Below are 15,609 nucleotides of genomic sequence, written 5' to 3' on the forward strand. Positions count from 1 at the left end.
CCGGACCCAGAGCCGGACGCGAGCCGGACGCGGACCCGGACGTAGAACCGGCCCCACAGCCGGACGACGGGCCGCGGGCGAAGTCGCCCCCGCCCCGCCCCGCCCCGCCTCCAACCCTCACCCCCCGCCCTCACCTCCGTCGATCATTTCCGGTCAAACCAGCGCCCCAACTGCCCAATAACTGAACAGAAGTGCCGCCCCGGGTCTGGCACGATGGCGCGTGCTGCCGCACCCCCCGCCCCACCCAGACCCGGAGGCCCCGCGCCATGCCGCTCCTCGACCCGACGCTCTGGCAGGACGGACCCACCCTGACCGGCGGCACCGCCCCGGTCGTCGAACCCGCGACCGGGCGCACCCTCGCCACCCTCGACCTCGCAGGGCCCGCGGACGTGGCCGAGGCCGCCGTACGGGCCCGGGCCGCGCAGCGCGACTGGGCCCGGGCCACCCACCTGGAGCGGGCGGCCGTGCTGCGCCGCGCCGGGGACCTGTTCGCCGAGCACGCCGAAGAACTGCGGGACTGGCTGGTACGGGAGTCCGGCTCCATACCCGGCAAGGCGGACTTCGAGCTGCACGTCGCCGCGCAGGAGTGCTACGAGGCGGCCGCGCTGGCCTCGCGTCCTGCCGGGCAGGTCCTGCCCAGCGAGGCGCCCCGGCTCTCCTTCACCCGGCGGGTGCCGGCCGGGGTGGTCGGGGTCATCGCCCCGTTCAACGCGCCGCTGATCCTGTCGATCCGTTCGGTGGCACCGGCCCTCGCCCTGGGCAACTCGGTCCTGCTCAAGCCCGACCCGCGCACCGCCGTCTGCGGCGGCATCGCCCTGGCCGCGGTGTTCGCCGCGGCGGGGCTTCCCGCGGGGCTGCTGCACGTGCTGCCGGGCGGGGCCGCGACGGGGGCGGCGGTCGTCGCCGATCCCCGCGTACGGGTGGTGTCGTTCACCGGATCGACCGCTGCCGGACGCACGGTCGCAGAGCTGGCGGGACGTCACCTGACGCGTGCGCATCTGGAATTGGGCGGCAACTCGGCGCTCGTCGTGCTGGAGGACGCCGACGTGGAAGCCGCCGTCGCACAGGCCTCGTGGGGCTCCTTCTTCCACCAGGGGCAGATCTGCATGACCGCCGGGCGCCACCTGGTGCACGCCTCCCTGTACGACGAGTACGTGGAGCGGCTCGCCGCGCGTGCGGAGGCGCTGGCGGTGGGTGACCCGTACCGCGAGCGCGTGCACCTGGGGCCGCTCATCGACCGGGGTCAGGTGGAGCGCGTCCACGCCCTGGTCGAGGCGAGCGCCGAGCAGGGTGCCAAGCTGGTGGCGGGCGGCACCCACCGGGACCTGTTCTACCGGCCGACGGTGCTGGCCGCGGTGTCCGACGACTGCCCGGCCTACACGGAGGAGGTCTTCGGCCCCGTGGCGCCCGTACGGTCCTTCGCTACGGAGGACGAGGCGGTGGCACTGGCCTCGGCCGGCCCCTACGGCCTCTCCCTCGGCATCGTCACGCGCGACGCGGCGCACGGGCTCGACCTGGCCGGCCGCATCCCGACCGGTATCGCGCACGTGAACGACCAGACGGTCAACGACGAGGCCGTGGCCCCCTTCGGCGGCGTCGGCGCGTCGGGCACGGGAGCCCGCTTCGGCGGCGAAGCGAACCTGGAAGCCTTCACCGAACTCCGCTGGACCACGGTCCGCACGGCCGCGCCCGCTCACCCGTTCTAGGGAACGGCGGCGCACCAGGAATGCTGGGGACGGATCGTTCGTTCACGCAGGACAACCGGCTACATCAGGAGGTTCGGACACCGTGGCGACAATCGAGCTCACCAAGGAGAACTTCGACCGGACGGTCAGCGAAAACCCCTTCGTGCTGATCGATTTCTGGGCCGGCTGGTGCCGTCCCTGCCTGCAGTTCGCACCGGTCTACGAGAAGGCCTCCGAGGCCAATCCGGACCTGCTCTTCGCCAAGGTGGACACCGAGGCGCAGCAGGAGCTGGCCGGGGCCTTCCAGATCACCTCCATCCCGACGCTGATGATCGTCCGGGACCAGGTGGCGATCTTCGCGCAGCCCGGCGCGCTCCCCGAGGCGGCGCTGACCGACCTCATCGCTCAGGCCCGCGCCCTGGACATGGACGAGGTCCGGGCGAAGATCGCCTCCTCGGACCGGCCCGCCTCCTCGGACCGACCGGGGGGAGCGGGCACGGACGAGGGCGGCTCCGGCACGGACCAGGGCGGCTCCGGCACGCCGGAGGCCTGAAATTGCCCGCACGCGCCCCGGGCCCCCGGCGACACTGGCCGCATGACTGAAGCGGTGGAATACGACGTGGTGGTGCTCGGCGGGGGACCGGCCGGCGAGAACATCGTGGACCGGACCCGGGCGGCCGGGCTGACCACGGCGCTGGTGGAGAGCGAGCTCGTGGGCGGGGAGTGCTCGTACTGGGCCTGCATCCCCAGCAAGGCACTGCTGCGCCCGGTGCTGGCCCGGGCCGATGCGCGCAGGGTGCCCGGCCTGGCCGCAGCCGTAGGGGGCGCCCTGGACGCGGAGGCGGTGTACGCGCACCGCGACTACTGGACCGGCAGCTGGAAGGACGACGGCCAGATCGAGTGGCTCGACTCCATCGGCGCCCACGTGTACCGGGGCCACGGCCGGCTCTACGGGATCCGCAAGGTCGCCGTCACCAGCCCCGAGGGCGAGCACCACGTCCTGACCGCCCGCCACGCCGTGGTGGTCGCGACGGGCACCCGGGCCGTGATCCCGCCCCTCCCCGGGATCGTCGGGGCCCGCCCCTGGACCAGCCGGGAGGCGACCTCCGCCCGTCAGGCGCCGGAGCGGCTGCTGATCGTCGGCGGTTCGGTGGTCGCCGCAGAGATGGCGACGGCCTGGCAGGCCCTCGGCTCCCGCGTCACCGTGCTGGTGCGGGGCTCGGGGCTGCTGCCCAGGATGGAACCGTTCGCCGGGGAACTGGTCGCCGAGGCGCTGCGCGAGGCCGGCGCGCAGATCCGTACGGACGTCACGGTGGAGGCGGTCGTACGGGACGGGGCGACCGGGCCCGTCACCGTCGTGCTGGAGGGCGGCGAGACCGTCGAGGGTGACGAACTGCTGATGGCGACCGGCCGCGCCCCGCGCACCGACGACATCGGTCTCGACACCGTGGGCCTGACCCCGGGGGACTGGATCGGCGTCGACGACAGCTGCCGGGTCCCCGGCCACGACTGGCTCTACGCCGTCGGTGACGTCAACCACCGCGCGCTGCTCACCCACCAGGGCAAGTACCAGGCCCGGATCGCCGGCGCCGTCATCGCGGCCCGCGCGGCCGGTGGGGAACCGGCCGACACCGGCCGCTGGGGCGCGCACACCGCGATCGCCGACACCGCGGCCCTCCCGCAGGCCGTGTTCACCGATCCCGAGGCCGCGGCCGTGGGCCTGACCCTGGCCGAGGCGCAGAAGGCGGGCCACCGGGTCCGCGCGGTGGACTACGACCTCGGGAAGGTCTCGGGCGCCGGCCTGTACGCCGACCCGTACCCGGGCCGGGCCCGGATGGTCGTCGACCTGGACCGGGAGGTGCTGCTCGGCGCCACCTTCGTCGGGCCGGGCGCGGCGGAACTCCTGCACGCGGCCACCATCGCCGTCGCGGGAGAGGTGCCGATCAGCCGGCTGTGGCACGCGGTCCCGGCGTTCCCGACCGTCAGCGAGATCTGGCTCAGGCTGCTGGAGACGTATCGCGGCTAGCGGCGGTGCCGGCGCCGGCGGCGGCGGCGGTGCTGACGCCGCCGGTGGTGACGGCGGCTGCGCCGCCGGAGGCCGCCGGTGATCAATTGGCCCTGGAAGGCGGGCTGAGGGGCCGGTTGGATGGGAGGCACCGACGAAACGAAGGAGCCACCGTCCGTGATAGTGATCGCCCACCTCAGCGATGTCCACTTCGACGGCGACGCGCGTGCCGCCGACCGCGCCCGCGCCGTCATGGAGTACCTCGACGGTCTGCCGTACGACCTCGACGCGGTGCTCGTGAGCGGCGACATCGCCGACCACGGCACCCCCGAGGAGTACGACGAGGCACGCAAACTGCTGCGCTCGCGCCACCCGTCGGTCATCTGCCCGGGCAACCACGACGAGCGGCTCGCCTTCCGGCAGGGACTGCTCGGGGAGACCGAGCCGACCGCGGAGCCGGTGGACCAGGTGGTGCGCGGCGACGGCTTCGTACTCGCGGTGTGCGACTCCTCCGTGCCCGGCGAACACCAGGGTTTCCTCGCGGAGTCGACACTGGAGTGGCTGGAGGGTGTCCTGGCCGGAACACCGCGCGAGGTACCGGTTCTGGTGGCCTTCCACCACCCGCCCGTCACCCTGCACATCCCGTACGTGGACGGCATCCGGCAGTTCGGCGAGGAGCGGCTCGCGGCGCTCGCCGAACGGCACCCGCACCTCAAGGCGTTCCTCTGCGGCCACGCCCACACCGGGGCCGCCACGACGTTCGCGGGCCGGCCGCTGCTGGTGGCGCCCGGCGTGGTGTCCACGACGCGGCTGCCGTGGGAGGCGCAGAGCGGCCCCGACGAGCACGTCCACCTCGACGAGCCGCCGGTCGTCGCCTTCCACGTGCTGGGTGAGGACGGGCGGCTGACGACCCATTACCGGGTGGTCGTGGACCGCCGGTAGCTGCTGCCGTCGCGGGTACGGGTGAGGTGGCCCGAGGTGACCAGGTAGCGGCGCAGCGCCGAGCAGTCCTCGTGGACGGTGCGCAAAGCGTCGTTCACCTCGGGCTCCGTGTACTCGCGTCCCGGGGTGAAGAGGGTTCCGGCGAGGTGGGCCAGCAACTGCTCGCGTCGTGCCGCCTTGCGCGGAAGGGCGGTGAGGCGGCCGTGGGAGAAGAGGTCGTCGACACCTCGCGGGCGGCGGGGCTCCGCGCCGTGGTCCTCGGGTCGGGTGTGGTGTGACGTTTCGGTGCTCTGTGACATGCCGTGCAGCTTCGCTCCGCCGATGCCGTTCGTGCAACGCAATTGACGGCGCTCGCCATTCATCCGGGCGTGTGGCCCGCCGGCCCCGGACGTCCTCCGGGGCCGGCGGACCCGCTCGTGCGCGCCGGGCTCAGGGGGTGACTCAGGGGGCGACGGTGATCTGCTGCGCCGGGTCGGTGGTGTCGGTGACCTTGTAGAGGGCGTTGAAGGTGGACGACGTCGCGCTCGTCGGGCAGCCGAAGCCGCCGGTGACGGTGACCGGCACCGAGGCGTTGGTGAAGGTCAGGCTGGACGGGGCGCCGTTGGCCCAGGCTCCGCCGACGCTCGCCGGGCCCGTCGGGGCGGCCGTGACCGTACAACTGGCCAAGCCGGTGGTGTGGACGACCAGGCCGCCGGTCGGCACCGTCATGGTGGCCGTGACGGGCGAGCCGTTCTGCATCGACACCGACCAGGCGCCGCTGGTGGTCACCGTCGGGGTGACGCCCGGCATGCTCGACGTGCAGGAGCTGTACGTGGGCGGGGAGATCGGCGAGGAGACCGGCCCGGCGGCGTTGTGGTTGCCGGGGGCGGCCGGCACCGTACCGGTGGAGACGGAGACCGTGCAGGTGACGGTCACCGAACCGGCCTTGAGGGTGGCCTTGCCGCTGAGCGTGGCCCGGAAGGCGTGCCCGGCCGGGGTGACGGTGGTCGACCCGGCCAGCGGTAACGGCGCGGCGGTGGCGGAGGTGGAGACCACGGTCAGGGCCGCGGCGGCGGCCATCCCGAGGGCGAACGCGGTGCGCGTACGGCTCATGGCTGTACTCCTTGGGAATCGTGGAGCGGGGTGGGGGAGCGGGTGGGGTCCGCTGCCGCGTCCCGGTCGGGGATGGGATCCCGGGAAGCGGTGGGGTCCGCGGCCTCGGTGGCGTCCGGGGCGCGCGGGGCGGCGTACGGCTGCCAGGCGAAGATCAGCCCGCCGCCGAGGATGCCGAGCAGGGTGCCGATCAGGAAGCCGCCGAGGTTCGACAGCACCAGGGCGGCGGTCGCGATCAGGGTGGTGAGGATTCCGGCGAGGGTGCGCTGCTGCGGGGCGAACCACGCCGTGAGCCCGAGGACGATCATGACGATCCCCATCAGGACGGACGGGATGCCCGCCACCCCCTGCTGGAGCATGATCTTCAACGGGGCCAGCGGCAGGACGCAGATCCAGGCCCCGGCCGCGAGGGCGGCCAGCCCGCCCCAGAAGGGCCTGCCGCGCCGCCAGCGCCGCCACGACAGCCGGCGGCTGCTCGGCCGCGAGGACGGCTTGCGACTGCTCGGCCGCGAGGACGGCTCACGACCGTTCCGGCGACCGCTCAGAAGCATTCCTTCTTCCCCTTGCTGATTCCCATGCTCAGCCCGGAGAGCTTGAAGGTGCCCGCGTTGGTGGCCCACGCGGTCTGGTGCAGGTTGCTGATGGCGACCGTGTCGGCCTGCTGGGCGAACAGGTCCTGCATGCCCACCGCCTCCGCCGGTCCCTTGTCGAGCGTCGACGCGTCGCGGCCGATCTCGATGTTGCTGAACACGGCGTCACCGGAGAGCTGGGTGGCGTCGACGAACAGGTTGCTCGCCTCCACGGGGTCCTTATCACCCGCGGTGAGGTTGAGCGAGATGTCCCCGATGAGAGGGAGGGTCGTCACCACCGACTGGCACAGGCTGTGGAGCTTGGCCTCCTTGATGGCGGTGACGGCCACGGGTATGAGGTCCTCGCGGGCGTTGACGTCGACACTGCCGTACTGGGCGAAGCCCTCGCCCTCCAGGCTCTTCGCCGACACCTTGAACTGCTGTCCGGAGACGGCGAAGGAGGCGGCGAGCGCGCCTTGCGCGAGGGCGATCCCGAGGCCTGCGGTCACGGCCACGGCGGGCACGGTCAGAAGGGCGAAACGCCGCCACCGGACCCGCCCGGTGCCCCTTCGGTCGTCCTCGCCGGTGGTGTCCCCGGTACCGGGTGGTTCGGATAAGTTCGGTGAGGTTGCCATGAGATCGTCCCTGTATCTCGGCTGTGCACCTTTGTTACCGACGAGTTGAATGTAAGAGTGCCAATGGAGGTTGGCAAGGTTGCTCGAACGTACCTTTTCGGCCGAGTCCTACTGCCCCGTACGCCGCTCGCCGGCCTCCGTACGCAGCAGTTCGGCGACCTCCGCCTCCACCCGCCGGGCCATCGCGACGGCGAACTCGGCGGCCACGACCTCGCCGGCCACCGGCCGTAGCGCCGCGGCCGCCTCCGAGATGTGATCCAGCTGGGTGGCCGAAAGCCGCTCCGCCCCGTCCGGGCCGACGAGCCCGTCCGGACCGATCACGTGCCGCCGGAACAGCCCCACGAACCGGTCGGCGAGCGCGGCCGCCTGGTCCTGTACGAAGTCCCCGGCGTCCAGGATCTCCGCGAGCGGCACGCCCTGACGCACCAGCGCCAGCGTCGCCTCCAGCAGCCGCCGGCTGCGGTGCGTGACCCGGTCGCCCTCGACCCGTAGGTAACCCAGCTCCACCGCCCGCCGGGTGTCCTCGGCCGTCGCCGCCCGGCCGAACAGCTCGCCCAGCTCGGCCGTCGTCATGGTGACCGGCTCCTCCCGCTCCCAGCCGTCGGTCATCGCCCGTTCCAGGCCCAGGAGTTGCGACAGTCCGCCGCCCTGCTCCCACGCGTGCAGCAGCTCGGCGATGCCGTTGACGGAGTAGCCGCGCCCCAGCAGGTCGCTGATCAGCCGCAGCCGCGTCAGGTGGTCGTCCGAGTACCAGGCGAGCCGGCCCTCCCGGCGGGGCGGGGGCAGCAGCCCGCGCTCCTGGTAGTAGCGCAGGTTGCGCACCTTGACGCCCGCCGCCCGCGCCACGTCCTCGCGGCGGTAACGGCCGGCGCCGCTCCGGCCGTCGTCCGGTGCTTCCTGATCCGCCTGGCTGCCCACGCGGCCGAGTGTAGGACGTACCGGCAGGTCACTTGGGTCCTACGGGCGCTCCTACGGGCGCTGTTCCCGTTCCATCCGCTTGACCGCCCGCAGCACCACGAACTTGGGTTCGCTCGCCGTGACTTCGCTGTTGCCGAAGAGCCGCTTGAGGTGGGTGTGGTAGCCCATGTGGCGGTTGGCGACCACCCACAGCTCGCCGCCCGGCCGCAGCACCTTGCGGGACTGGGCGAACATCCGCAGCGCGGTCGCGTCAGTGGTGGCCTGGTGGGAGTGGAACGGCGGGTTGCACAGGACGAGGTCCACGGAACCGGGGTCGAGCATGGCCACGCCGTCACCGACCAGGAAGTCGGCCCGGTCGCGGTCGCGCGTCACGTTGGCACGGAACGTGGCCTTCGCCGAGGCGATCGCCTGGTAGGACTCGTCCGTGAACACGACCTCCGCCCGGGGGTCGGCGACCGCGACCGCCGTGCCGATGACGCCGTTGCCGCAGCCGAGGTCCACGACGCGGGCGCCGTCGGTGTTGGTCGGGATGGACTGCAGGAAGAAGCGGGTGCCGACGTCGAGCCGGTCCGCGCAGAAGATGCCCGCATGGTTGACCACGGTCAGCCCGGCGCCGGAACCGCCGTCCGCGTCGACGGTGTACGTCACCGGCCACGGGTCGGCGGACGCGCCACCCGTCTTCGTCGCCGAGGGCGCACTCGCCGCGCCGGTCGCGTCGGCGGGCGTACAGAAGATCAGCCGCGCCTTCTTCTCGGCGAGCGAGGTCCTGGTCGGCCCCAGGATCCGCTCGAAGAGGCGCAGCGTGGAGGTGTGGATCTCCTTGACCATGCCGGCGCCGACCACGACGCTGTCCGCGTGCAGCCGCGGCGCCAGCCGGTGGAGCTGGTCCTCCAGCAGCGCGAGGCTCTTGGGAACCCGGACCAGGAGCACGTCGATCCGCGCGGGCGGCTCGTCCTGCGTGGTCAGCAGGGTCACCGTGTCCTTGGCAGTGCCGATCCCGGCCCGGTCCAGGTTGGCCATGGTGGCCGAGCGGGTCAGGGAGGAGTCGGTGATCTGCGTCGGGTGGTAGGCGGCCAGGGCGGTCGTCAGCGCCCCCCAGCGGTCGCCGAGGACGGTGATCTGCCGGCCGCCGCCGAGGTCGACCGGTCCGCGGTCCCCGGTCCCGGATTCGAGGTGGTGCAGGAGGTACTCGTCGGCGGCGTCCCAGGCGCGGAGTCGGTCGCGCGGGTCCTGGGGGAAGCGGGTGAGCTCGTAGGAGCCGAAAGGCGTGGTCAGACGGTTCATATTGGCCCCAGGCTATCGGAGACGGCCGCCCGGCCCCGCACGGACGGGGCCGGGCGGGGCCGCAGGCCGCCTGCCGCGGGCCGCATGCCGACGGCCTAGGTGTATTGATCACGAGCGTTGTTAACAGAGCCGGGTCTTGATCATGGCGAAGACCTCCGGTGTGGTGGAGGTGTCTAGGCTCCACACCACACACGGAGGTCTTCGTGTCCCACCGTAATGCCCGGCTGACGGTTCACGGCAGGCGGATCCTGGTCGAGCGGGTTCTGGCCGGGCGGCCGGTCGCCCACGTGGCCGCCGAGATGGGCATATCCCGGCCCACCGCCCACAAATGGGTCCGCCGCTGGCGGGCCGAAGGCGAGGGCGGCCTGCACGACCGTTCCAGCAGGCCGCGTACGACCCCGCACCGCACCCCCGCGACGATCGAGGCCCGCGTCTGTGACCTGCGCCGAAGCCGCAAGCTCGGGCCGGCCCGCATCGGCCCGGTCCTGGGCCTGCCCGCCTCCACCGTCCACCGGATCCTGGCCCGCCACGGCCTGAACCGGCTGGCCTGGCTGGACCGGCCCACCGGCCAGCCGATCCGCCGCTACGAACGGGCCCGACCGGGCGAACTGGTCCACGTCGACATCAAGAAGCTCGGGAACATCCCCGAAGGCGGCGGATGGCGCGTGGTGGGCCGGGCGGCAGGCGACCGCAACCGCCAAGCCACCACCGACCAGCGCAAAAGCTCCACGCCGGTCATCGGCTACAGCTACATCCACTCCGCCGTCGACGACCACTCCCGCCTGGCCTACAGCGAGGTCCTCACCGACGAACGCAAGCAGACGGCCGTCGCCTTCTGGCAGCGAGCCCAGGCGTTCTTCACCGCCCACGGGATCACCGTTGAACGCGTCCTGACCGACAACGGCTCCTGCTACAAGTCCAAGCAGTTCACCCAGACCCTGGCCGCGGCCGGCATCACCCACAAGAAGACCAGGCCCTACCGGCCGCAGACCAACGGCAAAGTCGAACGCTTCAACCGCACCCTCCTCGACGAATGGGCCTACCTACGGCCCTACCAATCGAACAACGAGCGGACAGCGGCCCTGGCAGACTTCCTCCACACCTACAACCACCACCGCTGCCACACCGCACTGGACGGCAAGCCGCCCATCAGCCGAGTGAACAACGCTGCGGGTCAATACACCTAGGCCGGGAGCTCGCCCGCCATGGCGGCCGCGAGGCGCAGGTACGGGGCCGCCTCGGCGGCGCGGCCCTGGCGCTCCGGGGTGCGGCCGAGCATCAGCTGCGCGTAGTCCTCCACCGGCCAGCGCTCCAGGATGGCGCGCAGCTCCAGCTCGGCCCGCGAGAGCTGGGCGGAGTGGTAGTAGGCGCGGGCCAGCAGCAGGCGGGGCGCGAGCTGCTCGGGGGCCTCGGCGGTCAGCGTGGCCAGGACCCGGGCCGCCGTCGCGTACTCCTTCGCGTCGAAGAAGAGGCTGCCCCGCGCCCAGCGCTCGGCGGCCGTTCCGTGCCCGTAGTACGCCGTCTGCGCGTCACGCACGGCGTCCTGGGTCTCCCGGGCCTCCTTGGCGTCCATGACCGTTCCTTCCGCCGTTCAGGTGGTGTGTCCGGTCGCTCCAACACGGTGGCACCCCGCCGCATTCCACGGAACGCGGCGGCCCCGGCGGTACTAAGTTGTGCGGTATGAGCAATCTCGATCGCCAGCCCGCCCTCTCCGTCTGCGGCGGCCGCGGTTTCGTCGTCGCCGAGCCGGTACGGGAGCTCCTCAGCCCGCGTACGGTCAAGCTCGGGGAGTCCACCGAGGTGCGCCGCCTGCTGCCGAACCTGGGACGCCGGATGGTGGGGGCCTGGTGCTTCGTCGACCACTACGGGCCCGACGACATCGCCGACGAGCCGGGCATGCAGGTGGCACCCCACCCGCACACCGGCCTGCAGACCGTGAGCTGGCTGCACGAGGGGGAGGTCCTGCACCGCGACAGCGTGGGCAGCCTCGCGACGATCCGGCCGCGCGAGCTGGGCCTGATGACCTCGGGCCACGGCATCAGCCACTCCGAGGAGAGCCCGCGCCGGCACGCCCGCTTCCTGCACGGCGCCCAGCTGTGGGTGGCTCTCCCGGATGCGCACCGCCACGTGGCCCCGCACTTCCAGCACCACGCGGACCTGCCCCGCGTCACGGCCCCGGGCCTGACCGCGACGGTCATCCTGGGCACCCTGGACACGGCCACCTCGCCCGGCACGGCCTACACCCCCATCGTGGGCGCCGACCTCGCTCTGACGGCCGGCACCGAAACCCGGCTGCCGCTCGACCCGGACTTCGAGTACGCGGTCCTGTCGATGTCGGGCGAAACCCACGTCGACGGCGTCCCCCTCCTGCCGGGCGCGATGCTCTACCTGGGCTGCGGCCGCACGGAACTCCCCCTGCGCGCCTCCTCGGACGCGGGCGTGATGCTCCTGGGCGGCGAACCGTTCGAGGAGGAGATCGTCATGTTCTGGAACTGGATCGGCCGCTCGCACGAAGAAATCGTGCAGGCCCGCGACGACTGGATGAACGGGTCGCGGTTCGGCGAGGTAAAGGGCTACGACGGCCCTCCACTTCCGGCTCCTGAACTCCCTCCCACCCACCTGAAGCCCAGGGGAAGGGTGCGTTGACCTGCTGGTTTGTGTGGACGAGGGCTGGGTGTCGTGCTCGCACCCGGCCCTCCGGTTTTGGTTTCGCAGGGGAGGCCGCCGGACATGGTGTGAGAGCCTTCGGCGTCGACGGTCGAGGCGGCTCATGTGTCGCAGGCTGTAACCAAGTTTGGTCGGACGAATGCTGACCCTTTGCTGACTTTACTGACGAGTAGTTAGATCTAACCGCTGGTTAGTCGAGTCCGCTTGCACGCGAAGGACGGCGGTGGCCGCCGCTGCGCCGCCAGCTTCGACGATCGCGACTTCGGATCTGGCCGGGCGCGCGATTCGTCGATGAAGTGTGCGTGGTGGATCTTGTGTACAAGACAACGCCCTCGCCTGCCCAGTCCCCTCCGCCAGGTTGTGACGGAGCGCCGTGTGCGCGCCGGAGACTTACGGCTCCGAGGCGGCTGGACGCTCGGCTCGACCGGGTAGGCCGCACCCGCCTTGCTTCCACGTGGGCCGCCTTCGCTCGAGCCGCCGCCTAGGCACCTACATGCCGCGATGGATGTTGGCTGGCCAGCGAGAAGGTGGTTCCGTAGCCTGAAGGATCTGGAGCACGGTCGCACGTTCAGTATCCCGAGACTGCGCTACCGGTTTCTGTCTCAGGCACTGCGTCACTTGCCCCTCGCAGTGACCACACGCTTCAGCCTCGACCGCAGCCTGCCTCTGCGAGGTCGCGAGGCCCGATGGGCCATAGATGAAGCCTCAGAGGCCGACACTCACGGTCAGCCGCCCAGCTGATGTGATACTCCCGGAGCAAAACGCCGGTCGCACGTCGGTCCGAACTCGTCGCGACATCCGATAACCCGGGCAATGCAGAGTGATCGCGGAGGTCGAGCTGTAATTGACGGTTGCCGCGAGTCGGCGACTGGCGGGGCGTGACCGACCGTGGGAGAGGGTGTCAGCGTGACAGACACTCCGCACAAGGGAACACGTGCCGACGACACGTGGCTCTCGTCGCCGCAGGGCTGGTGGACCTGGCGCCGAACGCGATCGGCGCAGCCGTGGGAGCGGCCCAGCACCTACCTGGAGGTGCTGACCCCAGCACGCAGTCACCCGGTGGGCGGCATCCGTTAGTCGTGCCTGAATGCTGGGATCCAGTCGTCTTCAAGGAGCGTATCGACAAGCCCCTGCGGGCTTTCTGGCCGAAGAAGTCGTGCATCTCGTCTGGATCGATCTTGCTTTCTCGCCGCCGGCCGCGGTTGCGGCGGCCAGCGGCTACTGGGGGTGGCGTGCGGCCGAGGAGTCCGACAACGAGGCGCTCGCACGTCCGGCTGCCTCGATGGAACTGGTCCATGCGGCGGCGTGCCGCCACTTGCCGAGCGACCCCGACTGCCACGGACGGGTGACTCCCCGCATCGGGAACTTTGCCCTGCGCGTTGATCAGACTCCACGACCGCTGCGTGCGGCTCCTTCGATCGATGCTGGGAAATTGTCATGGCAATGCTCGCCAGGAAAGCCGGTCATGATGGTGGCACGTCGACGGCCGCTTGCTTGCCACCATCCCGGTCGGTGAAGCAGGCGGTCGCATCGATCGGCCGTGCTCTTCCCGCCCTCCCTCCCGCGCCCGACGTAACTGCCAGGACGGCGCTCACATGCTGACCGACGCGTTGGGCGCGATGGCACGCACGTCGTTCCGGCACTGCCGACTGGTACTGAGCCTGGCGGCCTTGCTGATCGTGACGTGTGCCGCAGTCGGCTTCACCGTCGGAGGTCACTGGTCCAACGGTGGCTACACCGCCGAGCGCACGGCCGCTCAGCGCGCAGAGGCCGTGGCACAGAAGTTCGGTGCGGGTACGGCCGACCTGGTGTTGTACGCACGGCCAGGTCGACCGGTCGACTCTCATGACGTAGCGGTACAAGGCCGACGGGCCACGGAACTGGCTCAGCGGACATCCGGAGTCGGTTCGGCTTTGTCGTACTGGACCACTGGGCTTGAGCCTCTGCGCTCGGCGGACGGCAAGGGCGCTTTGTTGCGGATCGATCTCAAGGGAGACCAGTCGCAGGAAGCCAGGACGGCTCGCACTCTGGTGCCCGCGCTTCGGGCCGCAGCCCCCGGCTTGGCACTGTCGGCCAGTGGGCCGAGCTGGATCAATGCGCAGGCCACGGACCTGGTCAAGGAAGACCTGCTCCGTTCCGAGCTGTTGGCCCTGCCGGTGATCGCTGCCGTACTTGTACTGGCCTTCGGGTCGATCGGTGCGACATTGGTGCCGGTGCTCATCGGTGGTGTGGCCGTATCCGGGGCGCTGGCGATTCTGACCGTAAGTACCTGGGTGTTCCCGGTATCTGTCTTCGCCGCCAACCTGAGCTTCGCGCTCGGTTTCGGACTGGCCGTGGACTACGGGCTGTTCACATTGTCCCGGTACCGCGAGGAACGGGGGCGGGGTCTAACCGGTGAGGCGGCGGTCGCCCGGGCGATGTGCACGGCCGGCCGTTCAGTGATGGTCTGCGCGGTGACCATGGCCTGGTGCATGGCGGCCTTGTTCGTATTCCCGCTGGGCTTGGTCCGCTCGTTGGCGGTGGCCTCGATCATCGTCGTCGTATGCTGCGCGATCACGACGTTCGTTGTGTTGCCCGCGCTGATCGGAGCTCTGGGTGACCGGCTGGAACGGTTCGATCCCTTTCGCGGACTTCCTTGGCGCCGATCACCGCTGGAGGCATCGGCCAGCCCGACCTGGCGTCGCATCGCCGTAGCGGTGACTGGCAGGCCACTGCTCTGGGCGGGGACGGGAGCGGCACTGCTTCTGACGCTGGCAATGCCGGCTGTCGAACTGCGGCCGGCACTGATGGACGAGTCCATCCTGCCAGCCCGAGCAGAGGCACATGCCGTCGCCGACCGTGTCCGCGCCGACTTCCCGCACCCACCGGAGCGACAGCTGACCGTAGTGCTGCCGAAAACCGATCCGGTGAGGCAATCGGCCGCCTTGGACGCCTACGCCCGGCGCCTGGCCGGCTTGCCGGGGCAAGACGGAGTGAGCACCCTGGCGGGGGACTACGCCAAGGGGCGGCTCGTCGAGGCCCGGCAGACGGATCTGCCACCCGGGACCGGAACCTTGCTGGTGGTCTTTGCGGCCGGGCCGCCCCAATCGGCGACCACGACCGCTTTGGTCGACGCGCTGCGTACCGCCGCAGCACCCGGACCGGCCGAGGTCGCAGGTGTTGCCGTCCAACTCGCGGACACCAAGGCACAGATCAGCGCCGCGCTGCCATGGTGGGCCGGTCTGATGCTCGGGGGCAGCCTTGTCGGCTTGCTGGTGTTCACCAGGAGCCTGGTCGTGGCGGTGAAGGCGGCGGTGCTCGGTAGCCTGAGTGTCGTCGCTGCGGTCGGTCTGATGGTCTTCCTCTTTCAGGACCTGCACCTTCTGGGACCGTCGGTCGACGGAAGAGAGCCCTCGTTGGAGATCACCATGCCGCTGTTGGCGAGTGCGCTCGCCTTCGGCCTCTGCGTGGACTACGAGGTCTTCCTCATCGCCCGGATGGCGGAGCAATGGCGGCGCACGGGACAGAACACCGGCTCCATCGTGTTCGGTATCGAGCACACGGGCCGGCTGTTCACGGCCGCAGCCCTGGTTGTCGCGGTCAGCATGGGTGCGTTGGTGATGTCTCAGGTCACCCTGCTGGTGGTCCTGGGAGCCACGATGGCCGCGGTCGTCGTACTCGACGCCACCGTGGTCCGCGGCATCCTCGTTCCCGCGGTCATGCAGCTGGCCGGACGGGCCAACTGGTGGAGACCCGAACTGCGTCGCTGCGCAACGGCTGCCGAACCGAGCCTGCCCACCGGCGCCGGGTGACCAGTAGTCCGTGGACTTCCA

General features: G+C 71.2%; 14 protein-coding genes. 7 read left to right on the forward strand and 7 right to left on the reverse strand.

Annotated features, from left to right (window positions below):
• Positions 1-266: 266 nt before the first annotated feature.
• The 4 genes from OHA81_RS27150 (at position 267) to OHA81_RS27165 (ending at position 4,632) form a co-directional block, all read left to right on the forward strand.
• The gene (locus OHA81_RS27150; RefSeq protein WP_329200119.1) at positions 267-1,706 is read left to right on the forward strand and encodes an aldehyde dehydrogenase family protein; all 1,440 of its coding nucleotides are present in this window, start codon (positions 267-269) and stop codon (positions 1,704-1,706) included.
• Between the two features lie 82 nt (positions 1,707-1,788).
• Complete coding sequence (locus OHA81_RS27155) at positions 1,789-2,238, forward strand: thioredoxin family protein (RefSeq protein ID WP_329200121.1); 450 nt, start codon at positions 1,789-1,791, stop codon at positions 2,236-2,238.
• A gap of 42 nt (positions 2,239-2,280) precedes the next feature.
• A complete protein-coding gene (locus tag OHA81_RS27160; RefSeq protein ID WP_329200123.1) occupies positions 2,281-3,711 on the forward strand; it encodes a dihydrolipoyl dehydrogenase family protein in 1,431 nt (476 codons plus the stop codon).
• 156 nt (positions 3,712-3,867) lie between these two features.
• Positions 3,868-4,632 (forward strand): metallophosphoesterase, encoded by a 765-nt coding sequence (locus tag OHA81_RS27165; protein ID WP_329200125.1) that lies wholly within the window; start codon positions 3,868-3,870, stop codon positions 4,630-4,632.
• Here OHA81_RS27165 and OHA81_RS27170 read toward each other — a convergent pair.
• The 6 genes from OHA81_RS27170 to OHA81_RS27195 all read right to left on the reverse strand — a co-directional run bounded on the left by OHA81_RS27170 (position 4,605) and on the right by OHA81_RS27195 (position 9,130).
• Positions 4,605-4,931: a DUF2087 domain-containing protein gene (locus OHA81_RS27170; RefSeq protein WP_329200127.1), complete on the reverse strand. Its 327-nt coding sequence runs from the start codon at positions 4,929-4,931 to the stop codon at positions 4,605-4,607. The two genes, OHA81_RS27165 and OHA81_RS27170, sit on opposite strands and share 28 nt — an antisense overlap.
• Positions 4,932-5,073: 142 nt before the next feature.
• Complete coding sequence (locus tag OHA81_RS27175) at positions 5,074-5,724, reverse strand: hypothetical protein (RefSeq protein WP_329200128.1); 651 nt, start codon at positions 5,722-5,724, stop codon at positions 5,074-5,076.
• On the reverse strand, positions 5,721-6,275 hold the full coding sequence (locus tag OHA81_RS27180; protein ID WP_329200129.1) for a DUF6114 domain-containing protein: 555 nt from the start codon (positions 6,273-6,275) through the stop codon (positions 5,721-5,723). Before OHA81_RS27180 ends, OHA81_RS27175 begins: the two co-directional genes overlap by 4 nt.
• Complete coding sequence (locus OHA81_RS27185) at positions 6,266-6,928, reverse strand: DUF6230 family protein (protein ID WP_443056696.1); 663 nt, start codon at positions 6,926-6,928, stop codon at positions 6,266-6,268. Before OHA81_RS27185 ends, OHA81_RS27180 begins: the two co-directional genes overlap by 10 nt.
• A gap of 108 nt (positions 6,929-7,036) precedes the next feature.
• Positions 7,037-7,846: a MerR family transcriptional regulator gene (locus OHA81_RS27190; protein WP_329200133.1), complete on the reverse strand. Its 810-nt coding sequence runs from the start codon at positions 7,844-7,846 to the stop codon at positions 7,037-7,039.
• Positions 7,847-7,897: 51 nt separating this feature from the next.
• Complete coding sequence (locus OHA81_RS27195) at positions 7,898-9,130, reverse strand: methyltransferase (protein ID WP_329200135.1); 1,233 nt, start codon at positions 9,128-9,130, stop codon at positions 7,898-7,900.
• Between the two features lie 203 nt (positions 9,131-9,333).
• On the opposite strand from OHA81_RS27195, the gene OHA81_RS27200 reads away from it, so the two are divergent.
• A complete protein-coding gene (locus tag OHA81_RS27200) occupies positions 9,334-10,317 on the forward strand; it encodes an IS481 family transposase (RefSeq protein ID WP_329192635.1) in 984 nt (327 codons plus the stop codon).
• Here OHA81_RS27200 and OHA81_RS27205 read toward each other — a convergent pair.
• Entirely contained in the window at positions 10,314-10,703 is a 390-nt protein-coding gene (locus OHA81_RS27205) for a tetratricopeptide repeat protein (RefSeq protein ID WP_329200136.1), read from the reverse strand. The two genes, OHA81_RS27200 and OHA81_RS27205, sit on opposite strands and share 4 nt — an antisense overlap.
• A gap of 107 nt (positions 10,704-10,810) precedes the next feature.
• On the opposite strand from OHA81_RS27205, the gene OHA81_RS27210 reads away from it, so the two are divergent.
• The gene (locus tag OHA81_RS27210; RefSeq protein ID WP_329200138.1) at positions 10,811-11,776 is read left to right on the forward strand and encodes a pirin family protein; all 966 of its coding nucleotides are present in this window, start codon (positions 10,811-10,813) and stop codon (positions 11,774-11,776) included.
• Positions 11,777-13,392: 1,616 nt separating this feature from the next.
• Positions 13,393-15,588, forward strand: coding sequence for an MMPL family transporter (locus OHA81_RS27215; RefSeq protein ID WP_329200140.1), 2,196 nt, complete (start codon positions 13,393-13,395; stop codon positions 15,586-15,588).
• Positions 15,589-15,609: the final 21 nt, after the last annotated feature.

It is taken from the genome of Streptomyces sp. NBC_00667 (assembly GCF_036226825.1).
Lineage (GTDB): Bacteria > Actinomycetota > Actinomycetes > Streptomycetales > Streptomycetaceae > Streptomyces.

Bases quoted from the DNA above. Each gene is read 5' to 3' on its own strand.
- OHA81_RS27150 (WP_329200119.1), top strand. From the start codon at position 267: ATGCCGCTCCTCGACCCGACGCTCTGGCAGGACGGACCCACCCTGACC.
- OHA81_RS27160 (WP_329200123.1), top strand. From the start codon at position 2,281: ATGACTGAAGCGGTGGAATACGACGTGGTGGTGCTCGGCGGGGGACCG.
- OHA81_RS27170 (WP_329200127.1), bottom strand. From the start codon at position 4,931: ATGTCACAGAGCACCGAAACGTCACACCACACCCGACCCGAGGACCAC.
- OHA81_RS27175 (WP_329200128.1), bottom strand. From the start codon at position 5,724: ATGAGCCGTACGCGCACCGCGTTCGCCCTCGGGATGGCCGCCGCCGCG.
- OHA81_RS27180 (WP_329200129.1), bottom strand. From the start codon at position 6,275: ATGCTTCTGAGCGGTCGCCGGAACGGTCGTGAGCCGTCCTCGCGGCCG.
- OHA81_RS27185 (WP_443056696.1), bottom strand. From the start codon at position 6,928: ATGGCAACCTCACCGAACTTATCCGAACCACCCGGTACCGGGGACACC.
- OHA81_RS27195 (WP_329200135.1), bottom strand. From the start codon at position 9,130: ATGAACCGTCTGACCACGCCTTTCGGCTCCTACGAGCTCACCCGCTTC.
- OHA81_RS27205 (WP_329200136.1), bottom strand. From the start codon at position 10,703: ATGGACGCCAAGGAGGCCCGGGAGACCCAGGACGCCGTGCGTGACGCG.
- OHA81_RS27210 (WP_329200138.1), top strand. From the start codon at position 10,811: ATGAGCAATCTCGATCGCCAGCCCGCCCTCTCCGTCTGCGGCGGCCGC.
- OHA81_RS27215 (WP_329200140.1), top strand. From the start codon at position 13,393: ATGCTGACCGACGCGTTGGGCGCGATGGCACGCACGTCGTTCCGGCAC.